This is a genomic window from Bacillus sp. PS95 (assembly GCF_037963565.1).
In the GTDB taxonomy this organism is placed as follows: domain Bacteria; phylum Bacillota; class Bacilli; order Bacillales; family Bacillaceae; genus Bacillus; species Bacillus subtilis.
Window position 1 is genome coordinate 3165413 of the sequence record NZ_CP150160.1, and the last position, 19447, is coordinate 3184859.

The 19447-nt window shown below is 43.4% G+C and carries 17 protein-coding genes and 1 pseudogene; 3 read left to right on the plus strand and 15 right to left on the minus strand.

Annotation, left to right across the window (positions count from 1 at the left end):
- Nucleotides 1-58: 58 nt before the first annotated feature.
- The 4 genes from tlpB to mcpB all read right to left on the minus strand — a co-directional run bounded on the left by tlpB (nucleotide 59) and on the right by mcpB (nucleotide 8425).
- Nucleotides 59-2047: a methyl-accepting chemotaxis protein TlpB gene (gene tlpB, locus NSQ12_RS16610; RefSeq protein ID WP_326224932.1), complete on the minus strand. Its 1989-nt coding sequence runs from the start codon at nucleotides 2045-2047 to the stop codon at nucleotides 59-61.
- Between the two features lie 113 nt (nucleotides 2048-2160).
- Nucleotides 2161-4146 carry a methyl-accepting chemotaxis protein gene (gene mcpA / locus NSQ12_RS16615; RefSeq protein WP_042974482.1) on the minus strand — a complete coding sequence of 662 codons (1986 nt, stop codon included), beginning with the start codon at nucleotides 4144-4146 and terminating at the stop codon, nucleotides 2161-2163.
- Between the two features lie 125 nt (nucleotides 4147-4271).
- Nucleotides 4272-6260 (minus strand): methyl-accepting chemotaxis protein TlpA, encoded by a 1989-nt coding sequence (gene tlpA / locus NSQ12_RS16620; protein ID WP_339175180.1) that lies wholly within the window; start codon nucleotides 6258-6260, stop codon nucleotides 4272-4274.
- 176 nt (nucleotides 6261-6436) lie between these two features.
- Nucleotides 6437-8425 carry a methyl-accepting chemotaxis protein McpB gene (gene mcpB, locus NSQ12_RS16625; protein ID WP_003243461.1) on the minus strand — a complete coding sequence of 663 codons (1989 nt, stop codon included), beginning with the start codon at nucleotides 8423-8425 and terminating at the stop codon, nucleotides 6437-6439.
- A 156-nt stretch (nucleotides 8426-8581) separates the two neighbouring features.
- On the opposite strand from mcpB, the gene NSQ12_RS16630 reads away from it, so the two are divergent.
- Entirely contained in the window at nucleotides 8582-9319 is a 738-nt protein-coding gene (locus NSQ12_RS16630) for a protein-glutamine gamma-glutamyltransferase (protein ID WP_003228904.1), read from the plus strand.
- Between the two features lie 13 nt (nucleotides 9320-9332).
- Here NSQ12_RS16630 and NSQ12_RS16635 read toward each other — a convergent pair whose 3' ends face one another.
- The 7 genes and pseudogenes from NSQ12_RS16635 to NSQ12_RS16665 form a co-directional block, all read right to left on the minus strand.
- On the minus strand, nucleotides 9333-9587 hold the full coding sequence (locus tag NSQ12_RS16635) for a hypothetical protein (protein WP_014480675.1): 255 nt from the start codon (nucleotides 9585-9587) through the stop codon (nucleotides 9333-9335).
- 256 nt (nucleotides 9588-9843) lie between these two features.
- Nucleotides 9844-10242 (minus strand): secondary thiamine-phosphate synthase enzyme YjbQ, encoded by a 399-nt coding sequence (locus NSQ12_RS16640; protein WP_326146011.1) that lies wholly within the window; start codon nucleotides 10240-10242, stop codon nucleotides 9844-9846.
- Nucleotides 10202-10335, minus strand: a pseudogene (locus NSQ12_RS16645) (hypothetical protein). The gene NSQ12_RS16640 and the pseudogene NSQ12_RS16645 overlap by 41 nt, the downstream one beginning before the upstream one ends.
- A 25-nt stretch (nucleotides 10336-10360) precedes the next feature.
- Complete coding sequence (locus NSQ12_RS16650) at nucleotides 10361-12025, minus strand: alpha-glucosidase (protein WP_339175183.1); 1665 nt, start codon at nucleotides 12023-12025, stop codon at nucleotides 10361-10363.
- 126 nt (nucleotides 12026-12151) lie between these two features.
- Entirely contained in the window at nucleotides 12152-13441 is a 1290-nt protein-coding gene (locus NSQ12_RS16655) for a hemolysin family protein (RefSeq protein WP_339175185.1), read from the minus strand.
- A gap of 43 nt (nucleotides 13442-13484) precedes the next feature.
- Nucleotides 13485-14162 (minus strand): zinc metallopeptidase, encoded by a 678-nt coding sequence (locus NSQ12_RS16660; RefSeq protein WP_003228889.1) that lies wholly within the window; start codon nucleotides 14160-14162, stop codon nucleotides 13485-13487.
- Nucleotides 14163-14203: 41 nt separating this feature from the next.
- Entirely contained in the window at nucleotides 14204-14467 is a 264-nt protein-coding gene (locus NSQ12_RS16665) for a hypothetical protein (protein WP_339175187.1), read from the minus strand.
- A gap of 46 nt (nucleotides 14468-14513) precedes the next feature.
- Here NSQ12_RS16665 and mstX point away from each other — a divergent pair, with 46 nt between their 5' ends.
- Complete coding sequence (mstX, locus tag NSQ12_RS16670; RefSeq protein WP_021480479.1) at nucleotides 14514-14846, plus strand: biofilm formation protein MstX; 333 nt, start codon at nucleotides 14514-14516, stop codon at nucleotides 14844-14846.
- Nucleotides 14843-15829: a potassium channel protein KbfO gene (gene kbfO, locus NSQ12_RS16675; RefSeq protein ID WP_029318503.1), complete on the plus strand. Its 987-nt coding sequence runs from the start codon at nucleotides 14843-14845 to the stop codon at nucleotides 15827-15829. The genes mstX and kbfO overlap by 4 nt, the downstream gene beginning before the upstream one ends.
- Here kbfO and NSQ12_RS16680 read toward each other — a convergent pair.
- The 4 genes from NSQ12_RS16680 to NSQ12_RS16695 all read right to left on the minus strand — a co-directional run bounded on the left by NSQ12_RS16680 (nucleotide 15826) and on the right by NSQ12_RS16695 (nucleotide 19357).
- Entirely contained in the window at nucleotides 15826-16230 is a 405-nt protein-coding gene (locus NSQ12_RS16680; protein WP_029318502.1) for a YugN-like family protein, read from the minus strand. The genes kbfO and NSQ12_RS16680 overlap by 4 nt on opposite strands.
- Before the next feature lie 59 nt (nucleotides 16231-16289).
- Nucleotides 16290-16661, minus strand: coding sequence for a hypothetical protein (locus NSQ12_RS16685; RefSeq protein WP_015251349.1), 372 nt, complete (start codon nucleotides 16659-16661; stop codon nucleotides 16290-16292).
- A 59-nt stretch (nucleotides 16662-16720) separates the two neighbouring features.
- Nucleotides 16721-18073, minus strand: a complete 1353-nt coding sequence (locus NSQ12_RS16690; RefSeq protein ID WP_339175189.1) for a glucose-6-phosphate isomerase — start codon at nucleotides 18071-18073, stop codon at nucleotides 16721-16723.
- Between the two features lie 111 nt (nucleotides 18074-18184).
- Complete coding sequence (locus tag NSQ12_RS16695; RefSeq protein WP_339175191.1) at nucleotides 18185-19357, minus strand: iron-containing alcohol dehydrogenase; 1173 nt, start codon at nucleotides 19355-19357, stop codon at nucleotides 18185-18187.
- Between the last annotated feature and the right edge of the window lie 90 nt (nucleotides 19358-19447).

Genomic DNA, 19447 nt, shown 5'->3' on the forward strand with positions numbered 1-19447 from the left:
TGTTTATTTTTGCTTTTAACAAAAAAGAAAGCAGCAGATATGCCGCTTTCTTTTTTTATTAAGATTCAATTTTAAATTTCTTCGTAATGTCCTGAAGTTCTTCCGCCATGTTTGCCAACGTTTCCGCTGAAGAGCTGATTTCTTCCATGGACGCAAGCTGTTCTTCCGCCGAAGCTGCGATATCCTGAATGCCTGCTGAGCTTTCTTTCGCCACTGCAGAAATATCTTCAACAGCACTTGACACTTCCTGTGATCCGGCTGACAGTTGTTCAACCGTCGCGTTCAAGTTTTGCAATTCGCCGGAAATTTGGGTTGTCATCTCATAGATTTGTTTAAAGCTTTCCGCTGTTTGATCCGTAATCTGCAAGCCTTCTTTCACTTCATGATTCACGGATTGGAACATCGAAAGTGAGGTGCTGATTTCCCTGACAATCTCTTGAATTAATCCTTCAATTTCCTTGGCGGAGTCTGCTGATTGTACAGCAAGTTTTCTAACCTCTTCCGCAACTACTGAGAAACCTCTTCCGTATTCTCCCGCTCTTGCCGCCTCAATCGCAGCATTTAATGCAAGCAGGTTGGTTTGATCAGCAATGCCGTTAATCACATTCAAGATGCTTGTGATGTCTTGCGATTTTGTTTCAAGGCCCTTCACAACCGCTTCCGCTTTTTGAACGGATTGGTCAATTGTTTTCATCTGGCCGACTGTATGCTCCACCAGCTTTTCTCCGCTGCCCGCTGCCTCAGAGGACTGAATTGATGATTTCGTAATGGTTGAAGAGGCCTGAGCCACTTTTGAAATCCCCTCGTTCATTTGAGAAAGATGATTTGAGCTTGTTTCCAGTTTCTCGCTTTGTGCCTCGTTGCCATCTGAGAACTGTTCGATGGCAAGTGTAATATGTTCAGTTGCCTTGCTCGTTTGGGCTGCGCTTGCCGTCAGCTCCTCAGAGGATGAAGCAACGTTTTCTACAGACGTTTGAATAACGCCGATTACAGAACGCAATGATGCAGACATTTCATTAAAGCTTTCACCAAGCTGGCCAAACTCGTTTTTCGAGTGAATGTCAATGACTTCTGTGAGATCTCCGCTGCTGATTTTTGCAGACGTTGAGACAAGTTTTCTTAACGGCTTGGTGATGGCACGGATAATATAGAGTATGAGTATGCCGCCGATTACAATTGACACGCATAGAATGATAACCGCAGTGTTCAGCACCGGACTTGAAGCATCTTGCAATTCACTGACAAAATATGTGCCTGCGATTTTCCAGCCAGTCAGTTTATTTGTCGTAAAGGCCATTTTCTTTTCTTTGCCTTCGAATGTATATTCAAATGAGCCTTCTTTTTTGGAATATACTTGGTTTGTCCAATCGCCGGATCCAGTTGTCCCCGGCTTAATGGTCGGATGGGCGATATATTTTTTGTTGCCTGTCGTAATAAATGCAAAGCCTTCTTTACCGATTTTGATTCTTTGTGATGCAGTAAGCACTTCATCCAGGTTTAAATCCAGCGCTATAACCCCTGAACCGTCTTTTAATTGTTTTGAAATTGTGACAACAATATCTCCTGTCGCTTCATCGGTATACGGTTCTGAGAAAACAGCTTGTCCTTTTTCCGCAACCGCCTGTTTGTACCAGTCACGTCCTGTCGGATCGAAACCTTTCGGAACACCGCTATCCGGATATTTATAAAGCTTCTTATCTTCTGAAGCAGCATAGATTGCGCCTACATCGTCGTTAAGTGTCGTGTACTGCTTAAATTTCTCTTTCAGTAATGTTTTGTTTTTGCCTAACAATACGTCTTTATCGACTGTCTCACTATAATAATCTATTGCTTTTACTTTATCTTCTAATTTATTTTGCAGCGTACTGTTTAGTTCTTCAACATTTCCCTTCGCACTGCTTATGAGCTCTCTGTCTAACGCGTTCCAAGCTGATTGATAACTGAAATATGCTAAAACCCCAACCGGCAAAATAAGCACTGCCAGAAACGCAGCGATTAGCGGTTTGCTGATCGATGGCTGTTTGATCCATTGTATGAATTTTCCCATTCTTGTTGACTCCTCCTTTAAGATAAATCTAATATCGTCAAACTAGGATAAAAGGTTTAATAAAAAAACTAAAAAAAACACCCAAGCGCAACAAGCTTGGGTGTTAAGGCTTATTATTCGATTTTGAATCGTTTGGTCATATCGCGAAGCTCTTCCGCCATAGAGGAAAGGGTCTCTGCAGACGAGCTGATTTCTTCCATGGAAGCAAGCTGCTCTTCGGCTGACGCCGCGATATCTTGTATATGCGCTGAGCTTTCTTTTGAAATCGATGCAATGTGCTCAGACGCTCCCGAAACTTCTTCGGAGCTGGCAGAAAGCTGCTGAACCGTCGCACTCATATTTTGCAGTTCGCCGGCGATTTGGTTCGTCATTTCAGAAATGCGTTTGAAGCTCATTTCTGTTTTATCTGTGATGTCAAGGCCTGTCTGCACCTCTTGATTGACAGATTGGAACATGCCGAGAGATGTATTGATTTCCTTCACAATTTCGATGATTAATCCTTCAATCTCTTTTGCTGAATCTGCTGACTGTACTGCCAGTTTTCTTACTTCTTCCGCTACAACGGAGAAGCCGCGGCCGTACTCGCCTGCGCGCGCTGCTTCAATTGCTGCGTTTAAGGCAAGCAGGTTCGTCTGGTCTGCGATGCCGTTGATCACACGCAAAATGTTTGTAATGTCTTTCGATTTCGTTTCCAATCCGCGTACAACTTGCTCCGCTTCTTTAACGGACTTGTCAATGACGTTCATTTGGCCGACGGTTTGGTGAACAAGCTTGCCGCCTTCACTTGCAATTTCTGTCGATTGAACAGATGAATCAGTGATCACTTCAGAAGCTTGAGCCATATTCGTCAACCCGTCATTCATTTGATAAATGTGCTCTGCTGCCGTTTCAATGTTTTCGTTTTGTTTTTCATTGCCGTTAGAAAATTGTTCAATCGCCAATGTAATGTGCTCTGTTGCCTTGCTCGTTTGCGCAGCTGATGCAGTGAGCTCCTCAGAGGAAGCGGCAACATTATCTACCGAATCCTGGATGGCGTGTATGAGAGAACGAAGTGACGACGCCATATTGTTAAAGCTTTTGCCAAGCTCGCCCAATTCATCTTTTGAACGGATATCAATGGTTTCCGTCAAATCTCCCTCGCTGATCCGCTTAGAGGAACCGACAAGCTGTTTCAGCGGTGTTGTAATCGACCGAATGATCAAAGTCATGACGATAATCCCTATGATAATAGCTGCGGCCAAGACAATTAAAGCAAGGTGAAGGACAGGCTGGGCTGCCTCATGGATTTCATCCAAATACATGGTGCCGCCGATCTTCCATCCCGTCAACTTGTTTGTGTCAAAGGCCATTTTTTTCTTATCGCCATCCATGGTATATTGAAAATCGCCTTTATCAGCGTTCAGCATCTTATCGAGCCAGTCGCCTTTTAATTCAGTTCCTGATTTTTCATTAGGATGAGCGACAACTTTTTTGTCCTTCGTCATGATAAATGCGTAGCCTTGTGTGCCGATGTTGACTTTTTTGGTTGTTTTCAACAGATTTTCAATCGTCATGTTGATTGCGATAACGCCTGAACCATCTTTTGTCTGCTGGGCGATTGTCACAACCATCGTATTTGTAGAAGCAGTTTTATAAGGATCTGTCACAACGACTTTTCCTTTATTTGCAACCGCTTTTTTGTACCAGTCGCGTTCAACCGGATTATAGCCGCTTGGCATCGGAAGATCCGGATAGCGGGTAAAGTGCCCTTTTGTGTCACTTGTATAAATGGATTCTACATCCTTGTTAATGCTGATATATTGTGAGAATTTCTCTGCAATGCTTGCATTGCTTTTTGCATTGTATTTCTCTTTTGTCAGCCATTCGCTGAAATAATCAGCACTGTTTTCTTTTTCGCCGATGCTGGTGTTAATGATTTCGTTTAATTGCTGTACATTTTCCAATGCGCTCCCCATCATCTGTCTGTCGAGTGAGCTGCTAGCCGATTGATAGGCAAAGATCGCCAATATAACAACCGGTATGATGAGGATCGACAGAAAGGAAACGAGAAGCTTCCGTGTAATTGATCTTTGTTTTATGAGTTGGAGTATTTTTTTCATCATTCATTTCTCCTTTTTTATGCTACCCTTCATATCGGCTGGAAATGGGTAAATATATACAGCAAAAAAGAAGAAATTTAACAAAAGTAACTAATTTCCCATAAATAAATAGTATTTTAGACCTATTATTTATCTACTTTAAATTGTTTTGTCAGATCACGGAGTTCTTCAGACATTCTTTCAAGCGTCAGTGCAGATGAACTAATCTCCTCCATGGATGCCAGCTGTTCCTCAGCTGAAGCAGCAATATCTTGGATGCCATCCGAGCTTTCCTTAGAAATGGCTGTGATATCATTTGAAGCTGCGGAAATTTCTTGAGCTCCCGCTGACAGCTCCTCAACCGTCGCATTCATGTTTTGCAGCTCGGAAGCAATTTGATTGGTCATTTGCGATATATGTTTGAAGCTCTGTTTAGTTTCATCCGTCATGACAAGCCCTGTTTCAACTTCTTTGTTTACGGACTGAAGCACGTTCAGTGATGTGTGAATTTCTTTTACTATTTCACTGATCAGCGATTCAATTTCTTTTGCCGAGTCAGCCGACTGTACCGCGAGCTTTCTCACTTCCTCAGCGACGACTGAGAAGCCCCGTCCGTATTCACCCGCTCTGGCCGCTTCAATGGCGGCATTTAAAGCCAAAAGATTGGTTTGATCCGCAATGCCGTTGATGACACGCAAAATATTCGTGATATCCTTTGATTTGATCTCCAGCCCTTTCACCACTTGTTCCGCTGCTTTTACAGAATGGTCAATTGTGTTCATTTGGCCGGCTGTTTTCTGGACGAGTGTCTCCCCTTTACTTGACACTTCTGTTGAATCTGCGGATGTTTCTGTAATTACTGCTGCAGCCCGCGCCAGCTCTGCCAATCCGTCATTCATTTCATTAATTTGTTCGGTTGTCGTTACTATTTTCTCGCTTTGGCTTTCACTGCCGTTTGAAAATTGCTCGATAGCCATCGTAATGTGCTCAGTGGCTCTGCTTGTCTGGTCTGCCGATGCAGTCAGCTCTTCAGACGATGAGGCAACGTGCTCTACTGAGTCTTTGATCCCGTGAATGAGCGAGCGAAGCGAGTGTGCCATATGATTGAAGCTCTCGCTCAGAACACCGAGTTCATCTTTTGAATTGATTTCAATCGTTTCGGTTAGATCGCCTTCACTAATTTTTTCAGCGGATGCGACAATACGTCTCAATGGCTTTGTGATGGATCGAATCACAAAATAAATCGCCGTCATTCCAGCTGCGATGGCAATCGCCAGAACGATTGAAGCCATGATCAGAACCCTGCTTGCAGCATCGTGAATCTCGTTTGCATACATCGTGCCGCTGATTTTCCAGCCTGTTGTTTCGCTTGTTGCAAATGCCATTTTTTTCTTTTTGCCTTTGTACGTATATTCAAAGTCCCCGCTTTTATCCTTGTAGAGCTTATCAACCCAGTCCCCTTTTAGCTCTGTTCCCGCTTTTTCTCCGGAGTAGGCGATGACTTTCTTGTTTTGGCTCAAAATAAAAGCATAGCCTTCTTTTCCGATATTGATTCCTTTCGCGGTAGTGACTAAGTCATCAATTTTCATATCAATGGCGACAACGCCTGACCCATCCACCGTTTGACGGGCGATGGTGACGACCATTTTTCCTGATGAAATCGATTCATAAGGCTCAGTGACAATTGTTTTGCCTTTATTGGCCATTGCTTCTTTGTACCAATCTCGTTCCAAAGCATTAAAGTCACTTGGCATGTCAGCGTACGGATAACGGGTGAATTCCCCGTCTTTGCCGCTTGAAAATACCGCAGCGGCATTATCATTCATTTGGATAAATTGTTTAAATTCCTGTTTCAGCTCTGTTTTCTTTTTATCCTGAAATTTTTCTTCTGTAGCCCAATCGCTGAAATATGCGAGGCTTTTTTCAGTCGTGCTGATTTTATCATCAATGATGTGATCTAATATCTGAACATTTTCCTTTGCGCTTTGCGTCATCTGTACATCAAGTGAGGCAACTGCTGATTGATAAGCGCTAACCGAAAGGGCGGTTATCGGAACAATTAAGATCAGCAGGAAAGAAATAATAAGTCTCCTTGCAATTGATGATCTGCGAATAGTGGTGAGTGTTTTTTTCATTTCCTTTTGAACCTTCTTTCAATAATTTACAAATTATATCGGCGGATCTTCCTTTAAATTACATTGAAAATGGAGGAAAAAATGAAAAATAGTTCTAAATTCACCTGTTAAACTAGGACTTTATTATTGTTTACCATATAAAAAAACAGCGCTTTGATAGCGCTGTTTTTCGGCTTTTACTCGATTTTAAATTGTTTCGTCAGATCGCGAAGCTCTTCTGCCATCTGCGCAAGAGTCGTCGCTGAGGAACTGATTTCTTCCATGGAAGCAAGCTGTTCTTCAGCTGATGCGGCAATGTCCTGGATGCTTGCCGAGCTTTCTTTCGACACGTCTGCAATGCCGCTGACTGCTGCTGAAACATGCTGTGAACGGTCTGACAGCTGCTCGACGGTGGAATTCATCGTCTGCAGCTTGCCCGCGATTTCGTTTGTCATGCTGAAAATGCTCTGGAAGCTTTCTTTTGTATTGTCTGTGACAACAAGTCCGGACTGTACTTCCTGATTGACCTCTTTAAACATGTGAAGAGAGGTGTCGATTTCTGCGACGATTTCTTGGATCAGCTTTTCGATTTCTTTTGCTGAATCGGCTGATTGGACAGCCAGCTTGCGCACTTCCTCCGCTACGACAGAGAAGCCGCGTCCTGACTCTCCGGCACGCGCCGCTTCAATGGCTGCGTTTAGTGCAAGCAGATTTGTTTGGTCAGCGATTCCGTTGATGACTCTCAAAATGCTTGTGATGTCTTTTGATTTTCCTTCTAAGCCTTTGACAACAGCTTCAGCCTGCTGAACAGATTGATTAATCGAGTTCATTTGTCCGACTGTCTGCTGCACAAACTTCTCACCCGTTCCGGCGATTTCCGTTGATTGGATAGATGCCTTTGTAATATCTGACGATGTTTGTGAGACTTGCTGCAGTCCTTCATTCATTAAGTTCAGCTGATGAGAGCTGGATTCAACCTTTTCGCTTTGCTCCTCGTTTCCGTTTGAGAACTGCTCAATCGCCATCGTAATATGCTCGGTGGCTTTACTCGTCTGCCCGGCAGATGCGGTAAGCTGTTCGGAAGATGCGGCCACATTGTTCACCGAGTCCTGAATAGCGCTGATCAGAGAGCGGAGAGATTGTCCCATTTCATTGAAGCTTTCCCCAAGCTCTCCAAGCTCATCCTTTGAATGGATTTCGATCGTTTCGGTCAGATCCCCCCTGCTGATCGTTTTCGATGATTGAACAAGACGTTTTAACGGTTTTGTAATCGAACGAACGATAAACAGAATTAAAATTCCGCCTGCCACAATGGAAGCAATCAGCACAATCATTCCTGTTGTCAGCACAGACTTTGAGGCATCCTTAATTTCATCCATATACATTGTGCCGGCTATTTTCCAACCAGTCAGTTCGTTTGTAGTATAGGTCATCTTTTTATCTTCGTTATTAAGAGTATACTGGAGTTCACCGCTGTCATTCGCATACATTTTGGCTACCCAGTCGCCTGAAAGCTTTTCTCCAGCCTTATGGTTCTTGTGGGCGACATAGGTTTTGTTTTTTGTTGCAATGAAAGCATAACCTTCTTTTCCGACCTTGATTTGTTTCATTTGTTCTAACAATTTATCAATGGTAATATCCATGGCGACAACGCCAGATCCGTCCTTCAGCTCCTGTGCAATGGTAATGACCATGCTTCCGTCACTCGCAGCCACGTAAGGATCTGTCACGACAATTTCACCGCCGGCCTTCATCGCATCCTGGTACCAAGGCCGTTGTCTCGGGTCGTATCCTTCCGGCAATTTTTCTTTTGGCGCTTGTACATAAGTGCCGTTATCTGCGCCCCCATAAATTCTGGCTACTCCTTGATTAATAGATACATATTGTGAAAATTTAGCTTTGATCTCTTCTTGATTCGATTTCCCTTTGAATGCGGACCTTTTAAGAGATTCACTGAAAAAGGTGACTGCTTTCGCTTTTTCTCCCAGATCATTTGTAACAGTTGTATTAAATGTATCGACACTGTTTTTCGCATTTCCCATAATTTCCTGATCCAGCTTTCCGCTGGCGCTTCGGTAAGAGCTAAATTCTAATATAAGAATAGGGATAATGAGAATCGCAATAAATGAGACGATTAATTTCTTTGAAATAGACGGTTTCTTCAACCAATTGATAAAAGTCTTCATGTCACTTGCTCCTTCAGGTTTGATACAGTATATATCGGCTGCTTAAAAAAGTTTTAAAATAAAAATGGAAGAAGTTCTTTTTGGCTGTCTTCTGTCTTTTTAACTTTCATTGCCCAAGCTCTTTGCATATCTTATAAAAAACAAGGGGGGCTAAACATGATTATTGTATCAGGACAATTGCTCCGTCCCCAGGATATTGAAAATTGGCAGATTGATCAAAATCTGAACCCGCTGTTAAAAGAGATGATTGAGACGCCTGTTCAGTTTGATTATCATTCAATTGCTGAACTGATGTTTGAGCTTAAACTGCGGATGAATATTGTAGCAGCGGCAAAGACGCTGCACAAAAGCGGGGCGAAGTTTGCCACTTTTTTAAAAACATACGGGAATACAACGTATTGGAGGGTTTCACCGGAGGGCGCCTTGGAGCTGAAATACAGAATGCCGCCTTCAAAAGCGATTCGGGACATTGCAGAGAACGGCCCGTTTTATGCGTTTGAATGCGCAACCGCAATCGTTATCATTTATTACTTGGCCTTAATCGATACAATCGGTGAAGATAAATTCAATGCCAGCTTTGACAGAATTATTTTATATGACTGGCATTATGAGAAATTGCCGATATATACGGAAACAGGACACCACTTTTTCCTTGGAGATTGTTTGTATTTTAAGAATCCTGAATTTGATCCGCAAAAAGCGCAATGGAGAGGCGAAAATGTGATTTTACTGGGGGAAGATAAATATTTTGCCCATGGTCTTGGAATCTTAAACGGAAAGCAAATTATTGATAAGCTGAATTCTTTTAGGAAAAAAGGAGCCTTACAGTCAGCCTACCTTCTGTCTCAGGCGACCAGACTGGATGTTCCGTCTCTTTTCCGCATCGTCCGCTAAAAAGCCCCATCGCCTATTTTCGGGACGATGGGGTTTCAAATGCCTTTCGTTTTCGATAGAAGGGGGCTGTGCCGAAATATTGGTTCGCAGCCCACTCCATTTTTTCAAGGTCGTTTCTTGTCACGATTGGATCCTGGCTGCTCCATTTGATAAAGCGGACAAAATAGTAGCCTTTGATAGGAACCATTGTAACTTTTGAGTGAGGCCAGCCTTCAAATACAAACTCAATTTTCCCTCTTTTTTTATAAGAATATTGAAGAATGTTCATATCTGTCACCTCAGTTTATCAAGTTACGTTCGGCAAAGCTCGGTACGTTCACATCCATTGATTGACTATCCCTCATGCAGGCTTTCCTGAAAACAAAGGGTGAGGCGCGTGTCTCTTTCCCTCGCTTTTTATTTCGCATATGGACGAATGCCAAGCGCGCCTTCATTCGATAAAGCCGCAGCGTGGGCGGGTGTGACAAGCCCTCCGGCTATCGGCGTTTGTTCAGCGATCATGCTTTTGTCAAAAAAACAGCCTATTATCCCATCATTTTGATATAGCATGTCCGGGTGCGAGGGCCGTCAAATTCGCAGAAATAAATGCCCTGCCACGTTCCAAGAATAAGCCGGCCGTTTTCCACAATGACATGCTGTGAAGCTCCGACCGTACTCGACTTCATGTGTGCAGCTGTATTGCCCTCCATATGGCGGTCCAGCTCATGTTTCCACGGATATACCTCATCAAACCTTCTGAGCATATCTTTTTTGACGTCCGGATCGGCATTTTCATTAATTGTAATGCCCGCAGTCGTATGCGGACAGTAAATCAGCGCTGCGCCGCTCGTTATACCTGTTTCTTGAAGAAACGCTTCCACCTCCCGGGTGATATCAATCATTTCATCTCGTTTGGTTGTTTTGATTTGCAGTGTTTTCAGCATTTGTTTCTCCTTTCGTTTGTCCGCTCTCATCGCTTAATTCGTTCTGTGTTCTTTTTTTCCTGTTAAACCGCTCTCATAAACCCGATAAAACAAAAAAACTCCAGTCTAAGGCTGGAGTTTAGCACCATAGATATATTCTTGCTTCATACGGCTTTAAGAGTACTGATGTCATATGCTTGTGCGGCTCTGTTTCAATATTTGACAAGACGAGTGCATCTGATGACAATGGCAATCCAGAGTGCCTGAACAACGCCGGTGTTCCTGTCAGATTGGCCGCAATCAGTGCAGTATGGCTCTCGTTTTTCCGAAGATATGCAAAGATTTGCTGATCTTCCGGTAAAATGAGCTCGTATGTCCCGTTAATAAAAACATCATATGTTTGGCGCAGCTTGATCAAGCTTTTGTAAAAATGGTAAACGGATGTTTTATCGTTTTTTTGCGCCTCGGCATTCAGCCATTTGTAATTCTCATTGATTCCGATCCACGGTTTGGCCTCAGAAAATCCGGCGTATGGACCTGCATTCCATTGCATCGGCGTTCTTGAATTGTCTCTTCCCTTTTTCCAGACAATCTTCATCACATCCTCGTGTGATGTGCCTTTCGCTGTTTTTGTTTCATACAGGCGTTTCATTGCGACATCATCATAGTCCTCAATAGAGGGAAAAGCCACGTTCGTCATCCCGAGTTCCTGTCCCTGATAAATAAACGGTGTGCCTTTCATGAGAAAATAAACAGAGGAAAGCGCTTTTGCACTTTCTTTCAGGTACACTCCGTCGTCTCCCCACACAGAAACTGAACGGGGCTGGTCGTGATTCTCCATAAACAAAGCATTCCAGCCGATCCCTTCCAGACTGTCCTGCCAGTCAGTTAAAATTCGTTTAAATGCAACGATATCAATACTTTCATTGATCTCTACATCCCACAGGCCGAGATGCTCAAATTGAAAAATCATGCTGAATATGCCGTTTTTTTCTCCAGCCCAATCAGCTGCTTCTTTTGCAGCGACGCCGTTTGCTTCACCAACTGTCATAATCGGATAGCGGGAAAATGTGTTTTCCTTCAGCTCTGTTAACAAATCCATAATGCCGTCAGCATTCATATGATAAGGAAAGGAAGGGACATAGTCCAATCCCTTTGGATTCGGCATGTCGGGAAGCCCTTCTTTTTTCTTAATATGCGTAATGGCATCCACCCGAAATCCGTCAATTCCTTTATCAAGCCACCAATTGATCATGTCATAAACGGCATTCCTCACCTGTTCATTTTCCCAATTCAAATCAGGCTGTTTTTTATCAAAAAGGTGCAGATAATACTGGCTTGTCTTTTGATCATACTCCCAAGCCGGCCCGCCGAAAATGCTTTCCCAATTGTTGGGCGCTTTTCCGTTTTTGCCGTCTTTCCAAATATACCAGTCGCGCTTTTCCGAGTGTATGGATGAACGGGATTCTATGAACCATGGATGTTCGTCGCTTGTGTGGTTCACAACGAGATCCATAATCAGCTTCATCCCCAGATCATGAATGTCACCAAGCAGTTCATCAAAATCTTCCATGGTGCCAAACTCGCTTAATATGTTTTGATAATCCCGGATATCATAGCCATTATCAGCATTCGGTGAGTCATACAGCGGGCAAATCCATATGACGTCAGCGCCCAGCTCTTTTATGTAAGAAAGCTTGGATCTGATTCCTTGAATATCCCCGATTCCGTCGCCATTTGAATCTTTAAAACTGCGGGGGTAAATTTGGTAAACAACGGCTTCCTTCCACCAAGCCTTTTTCATACAGCCACTCCTTCCCAGTGTACCGGTCTTATATATCCTATGTAGAAAAAGGTCTTTACAGCATTGCTTTTTAAGAAATGACTTGATGACACAAAAAACAGCCGTTCGTTCCCCGACTGTTTTTTATTAAAAATCAGTTTTTTTAATTTCTACAAAACGGATGTGATGATCTTCGGCGTCGAGGATTTTAAATTCACAGCCCTCCGCGTGTATCACATCTCCTGCTTTCAGCTCCATTTTTTGCATTAGAAGCCAGCCTGCAATCGTATCAATTTCTTCATTTTCAATCGCAATGTCGAGAAGGTCATTCACTTCGTCTATTAGCGCTTTTCCATCCATCACATAATGGTGCTCGCCCTTTTTCAGGATGTGCGGTGTTTCATCCTGATCATACTCATCGCGGATTTCCCCGACGATTTCCTCTATAATATCCTCTACAGTGACAAGCCCCGCCGTTCCCCCGTATTCATCGACGAGAATCGCCATGTGAATCCGCTCCTTCTGCATGCGGATTAAAAGCTGTTGAACAGGAATGCTTTCAATGACTCTGATAACGGGCCTCATGATTTGCTCCAGCTTTATCGGCTGGCCGAGAAAATAAGCTTTAAACATATCTTTGCTGTTGATGATCCCTAAAATATGATCCTTGTCATCTTTGATGACAGGGTAGCGTGTATACCGTTCATTAATGATGTGATGAATTGCCTCTTCAAGCGACTGCTCCAGAGAGATAACCGCAATTTCTGTCCGCGGAATCATAATCTCTCTCGCTACCCGGTTGTCAAATTCAAAAATCTTATTTACATAGCGGAATTCAGACTGATTGATTTCTCCCTTTTCATAGCTTTCAGAAAGGATCAGCCTTAGTTCCTCTTCACTGATGACAACCTCATGCTCCTTTACTGAATGAAAGCCAAACAATTTCACAAGAAAGCTTGCAGAGCCGTTTAATGCCTTAATAAACGGGTACGTGATTTTATAAAACCAGATCAGCGGCTTTGCAATCCATAAGCTTACAGCTTCAGCTTTTTGAATAGAAACCGTTTTCGGGGCAAGCTCCCCCATCACCACATGCAAAAAAGTGACGATGATAAATGCAACTACAAATGTGACAATGTGGTTAAACGGTTCCGGCATGCCTGTCATTGTAAATAAGGGATGAAGAAAACGTTCAAATGTAGGTTCACCAAGCCACCCAAGGCCGAGGGCTGTAATCGTAATCCCGAGCTGGCAGGCTGATAAATACTCGTCAAGATTGGAGATGATTTTATGTGCGGCTAGTGCTCGGCTGTCACCGCTTTCGATGAGCTGATTGATTTTTGAACCTCTAATTTTGACGATCGCAAATTCCGCTGCAACGAAAACAGCCGTAATGCCAATCAAAACAAAAATGGCGATCAATTGTAAAATAAGCAAAAAAAGCCCTTACCATAAATGGTAAGGGGCCACCTCCTTAACGTTAATTCTCATCACGACCGTTTAAGAAGATCATCACAAAACGAAGTAGTTCAAACAGGGAAACCAGGGCGGCGGCCACATACGTTAAGGCAGCAGCGCTCAGCACTTTATTTACCCCATTTTCTTCATTGTTTCGGATGAATCCTTCTGACACAATAATCTGCTTCGCGCGTGAGCTTGCATTGAATTCGACAGGCAATGTAATCAGCTGGAAAAAGACTGCCGCTGAAAACAGTATGATGCCAAGCCCGATCAAATTCAGGCTGCCGAGAAGCATGCCCCCTAAGAAAAGCAAAGGAGCTACACCGGATGCAAAATTCACGACTGGGAAGATTTTATGTCTCAGCACAAGCGCACCATATGACTCCTGATGCTGCAAGGCATGTCCGACTTCATGGGAAGCTACGGATATGGCGGAAATTGAGCGGCCGTAATAGACCGGCTCAGATAAACGCACTACCCGTCTTGTCGGGTCGTAATGGTCTGTTAAAGTGCCTCTTACCGGTTCGACCGGCACGTCGTAAAGACCGTTTATATCTAAAATCCGTCTTGCCGTTTCTGCCCCTGTACGTCCGCTTGAGGCTTCCACTTTTGAATATTTTTCAAAGTTGCTCTTTACTTTAAATTGTGCCCAAAACGACAATCCCAATGCGGCTATTGTTAAAAATATAAACAGCATTTTTTCATCATCCTTTTTCCATGATCATTTCTCTATTACGATTATTTTAATGAGTTTTCTTTCCCGTGTACAGAAATGCGCTTTTTCTTCCGGCTTGGAGCACACAATCCAATCAGCAGAAAGAACAGGCCTGCTGAAAACAAATAAAAGGCGAAACTGCCGGCCAGTTCTTTCAGAAAATGAAGCCATGAGAAGCTTCCGGAAAAGTGATTATATGAGTTCAAATCGAAAATAAACAAAATCATCGCGGATGCCGCCAGCTGCGTACCGATTAAAACCACGATCGTTTTTTGAAAGATCGTCATCTTTTTCATCCTTTTTGTTTTAGTTTATGGAGAAATCCAGTTTTATATGTTTTGTACATTTTTTGAAAAACATCACCGGAAGTGGGACATACTGTTAGAAAAAAGCACGGGTGTGATGGAAGCTATGAAAGTGACGAGTGAGGAAAAGGAACAGCTGAGCACAGCAATCGACCGAATGAATGAAGGACTGGACGCGTTTATCCAGCTTTATAATGAATCGGAAATAGATGAACCGCTTATTCAGCTTGATGATGATACAGCCGAGTTAATGAAGCAGGCCCGAGATAAGTACGGCCAGGAAAAGCTAAATGAAAAATTAAATACAATTATTAAACAGATTTTATCCATCTCAGTATCTGAAGAAGGAGAAAAAGAATGAAATCAAATCGGATATTTATTTCATGGCTCAGGTGGCCGTTATTTATCCGAATCGGGGTTATTATTTTATGTCTGATTCTTTTGTTCGGCCAAATCATTTATATACTTGAGCCTAAGCAGTTCACTTCGGTATTCGAAGGCATTTGGTGGGCTGTCGTTACAGTTTCGACAGTCGGTTATGGAGACTATGTGCCGCACACGCCGCTGGGACAGGCAGCCGGAATACTGCTGATTTTGAGCGGAGCAAGCTTTGTCACAGCATATTTCGCTACGTTATCAGCGGCCGCATTCAGCAGACAGCATCGCTACATCGAAGGAAAAGTTGCTTACAAAGGCCGTGACCACATCATTCTGATCGGGTGGAATGAAAAAACAAACCGGCTTCTGAAGGACCTTCAGCTTGCCGCCCCTTCCAAAACGGTCGTACTAATCGATGAATCCTTAACAGAAGGCCCGCTTATTGAAAACGTTCATTTCATACGCGGGCACGCTGCCGATGATGGGACACTGAAACGGGCCAATATCACTGAAGCGGAATCAGTGATGATTACTGCCGATCAGTATAAAAGTGAAACTGATGCTGATATGCTGTCAGTGCTGACTCTTTTATCTGTTAAAGGGCTTAATCCCCTTGCTTACTGCATCGTCGAGATTTTGACTGACCGTTTTGTCACAAATGCAGAGCGGGCAGGCGCAAACCAAATCATCGGAACTTCAGAATTTATCAGCCGGGCGATGCTGCAGCATTACCAAGTCAAGTTACGGCCGCCTAAACAGCAGAACGGAATCAAGCTGACACTTGATCAGCATGTGGAGCTTCTTGCTGTTCCTGACGAACTAAAGGGAGCGGCTTACAAAACCTGTGTTCTCTATTTCCTTGATCACAACACAACAATTATAGGCGTACAAAAAAAGGAGGGGCCGATGCTTTCCCCTCCTCTTACATACAAGGTGCTCGAAACAGATCAATTCCTTGCCATCTAGTGTAACAGAACATCCTCCAATTCTTTCACGAGAGAGGCGCCGATATCCAAAAATGCCGGATCAATTTCCGCGTCCCGCCTTTCCGGTTCGGAAAATTGATTAAACAGTGATTGGAAAGGCCCTCCCTCGGCGTGATCGTCAACATCCGCCTGAAACACCTGTCTCAGCATAAATGGCGTTCCGATCCGGACGGCCGCCCCTCGTTCATCGAGACTGCCCTGTACCGAATTGACGGGAATTCTTAAAAATAAATAGCCGTCTCTATCATCAATTTTATAATCAAAGTAGCCATGATCGTATTCCCAGCCGCCGTTTATCACATAACCGAGCGGCTTCATCACTTGTTCCAGTTCTTGAAGCAGAAAAGACTGCCCATCTATCGCGGAAGGTATTGGTATCATCAGAATGCCCCTTTTTTCACTTATCCTGTCCTGCCGAACAAGACTTCATTCAGAGGCGCCTACATGGAAATCGTTGTTTCTTTCGCGCGGCCAACAGAAAAGAAAGCGCATTCAATTAAGAAGTAAACAGCCATTGCCGCTGCAAGCCATACAGCTGAATCCCAAGACACATAAACAACCGTTGCATAGAGTCCTAATTTAGTGAAAAGAGTATGGGTTCGTTTTAAATGCAAAATCCGATGTACTGCATCGGTAAAAAGGGCAAGCGGCAAACCAATGAGAAGAAAGGCGTGGATGAAAAAATGTGAAAGCGTGCCGCCAAAGCTTGAAGAAAACTCTGTATACACGGCATCAAAGGAGATAAGGAAACTTAAAATAGCTGCAGAAAAACCGGCAATGATGAGATGTTTAACCAATTGTTTCATGAACATCAGCACCCTTTCTGATTTTATAAAAAGCCGACCGGCAAATGCCAGTCAGCTTTCTCACATTAATCTTCCAGACGTTTTTCAAGCTCTGCTTTTTTCTCTTCAAAGCCAGGTTTGCCGAGTAACGCAAACATATTGACTTTATACGCTTCTACACCAGGCTGGTCAAACGGATTGACGCCAAGGAGGTAACCGCTCATCGCGCAGGCTTTTTCGAAGAAATATACAAGGTATCCAAAAGTATATGCATTCAGCTCAGGAATGTTAACGATTAAGTTCGGAACATTTCCGTCTGTATGGGCAAGCATTGTACCTTGGAATGCTTTTTTGTTAACGAAATCAACAGTTTTACCGGCTAAATAGTTCAAGCCGTCAAGATCGTTATCCGCTTCCTCAATTGTCAGTTCATGTTTAGGTTTCTCTACGTTCAGGACCGTTTCGAATAAATCTCTGCGGCCTTCTTGTACATACTGGCCTAAAGAATGAAGGTCTGTTGAATAGTTCGCTGAAGAAGGATAAATGCCCTTCTCATCTTTCCCTTCGCTTTCTCCGAACAGCTGCTTCCACCATTCCGCAAAGTATTGAAGCGCCGGTTCGTAGTTGATGAGCATTTCAATTGTTTTGCCCTTATTATAAAGGACATTGCGAACAACCGCATATTGGTATGCTGGGTTATCTTCCAGTTCAGATGTTGCAAAATCTTTGCTCGCATCCAGGGCGCCTTTCATCATGTCATCAATGTTGACGCCACTGACAGCAATCGGCAAGAGACCTACAGCTGTTAAAACTGAATAACGGCCGCCGACATCGTCAGGAATAACAAATGATTCGAAGCCTTCTTCGTTAGAAAGCGTTTTTAATGCGCCGCGCTCTTTATCAGTTGTTGCATAAATCCGCGCTTTCGCTTCTTCTTTACCGTATTTCTCTTCAAGAAGCTTGCGGAAAATACGGAAAGCGATTGCAGGTTCAGTTGTTGTACCTGATTTAGAAATCACATTAATAGAGAAGTCAACATCTTCAAGAAGATCCATGACGTCTCTCATATAAGATGAACTGATGTTGTTCCCGATAAAAATGACTTGCGGATTGCCGCGTTTTGCTTTTGGCAAAGTGTTATAAAACGCGTGATTTAGCGCTTCAATCGCTGCCCGCGCTCCAAGATAAGAACCGCCGATGCCGACAACAAGCAAGACATCAGAGTCAGATTTGATTTTTTCCGCGCTTTTTTTGATGCGCGCGAATTCTTCTTTATCATAATGTTCAGGGAGGTCCACCCAGCCTAGAAAATCGCTGCCCGCGCCTGTTTTTTCATGGATATTATGGTGTGCTGTATTTACAAAGTCCCGCAGATATGTAAGTTCATGTTCGTTGAAGAAAGTCAACGCTTTTGAGTAGTCAAAGCGTACATGCGTCATTGCTTGTCCCTCCATAACGGTATAATGTTTTCATCTTTCACTTTATATGAACTTATCTGTGAAATCAAGTCAAGAAGAAAGGGCGGAATGACTGGATTCCGCCCTTTGAGTTTATAGAGACGCGCGAAGGATGGCAAGCACGTCATCTTTGTTCAGTTTTTGGAAGTTGCCGAAGCCGCCGTGTTCCATTTCCTTGGCTGCGATATCAGCAATCAGCTCAAGTTTTTCTTCTCCAATATTGTAATCAGCAAGACGAGAAGGCGCACCGAGGCTTGTCCAGAACGCAGATAGTTTATCGATTCCTTCAAGCGCAATTTCTTTATCTGTTTTGCCTTCAGTATCAATGTCAAACATGTTGAGCATGAGGTTTTTGAAGCGGCCTACATTTGTATCAAGAGTATATCTCATCCAGTTCGGGAACAGTATCGCCAAACCGCCCGCGTGCGGAATATCATACACAGCTGAAACGGCGTGTTCCATTGTATGAGAAGCCCAGTCACCAAAGTAGCCCATTTGGAGCGTGCCGTTTAAAGCGATTGTACCAGCATACAAAATCGTTTCACGAAGCTCGTAGTTTTCCAGATCTTCAAGAAGCTTAGGAGCTGTTTCGATGACCGTCTGCAAAACAGCAAAGCACATTCTATCCTGAAGCGGCGTATTTTCAACATTATGGAAGTATTGTTCGAATACGTGGCTCATCATGTCAACCATGCCGTATACTGTTTGATTTTCCGGAACCGTGAACGTATTTTCAGGGTCTAAAATAGAGAAACGCGGATGAGTGACATTGCTGCCCCATACAAATTTCTCGTTTGTTTCCCAGTTTGTAATCACGGAATCAGGGTTCATTTCAGAGCCTGTTGCAGCAAGCGTTAAAACAGTGCCAAACGGCAGCGCATCCTCCGCTGTTACTTTTTTGCTGAAAATATCCCAAGCGTCGCCATCGTATTTGACGCCAGCTGCGATTGCCTTTGTACAGTCAATCACACTGCCTCCGCCGACAGCAAGCAGAAAATCAATGTCATGCTCTCTGCAAAGGCCTATGCCTTTTTCCACTGTTGCAAGACGCGGGTTCGGCTCTACACCTGACAGCTCATGAACAACAGCGCCCTCTTCTTTTAAAATGCCTGTGACTTGATCATAAAGGCCGTTGCGTTTAATGCTGCCGCCCCCGTAAACAAGCAGTACATTTTTGCCGTATCGTTTGAATTCTTTTGTTAATTGTTCAAGCTGACCTTTTCCAAAAATCAGCTTTGTCGGATTATAATAAGTGAAATTTTCCATAGTAAAACCTCCAAATGATGCTGGTGAAAAACAGATTTTCCATTGTAACATAAGTTGACAAAAAGAAAAAGGGAAGCAGCCAAACGGCTA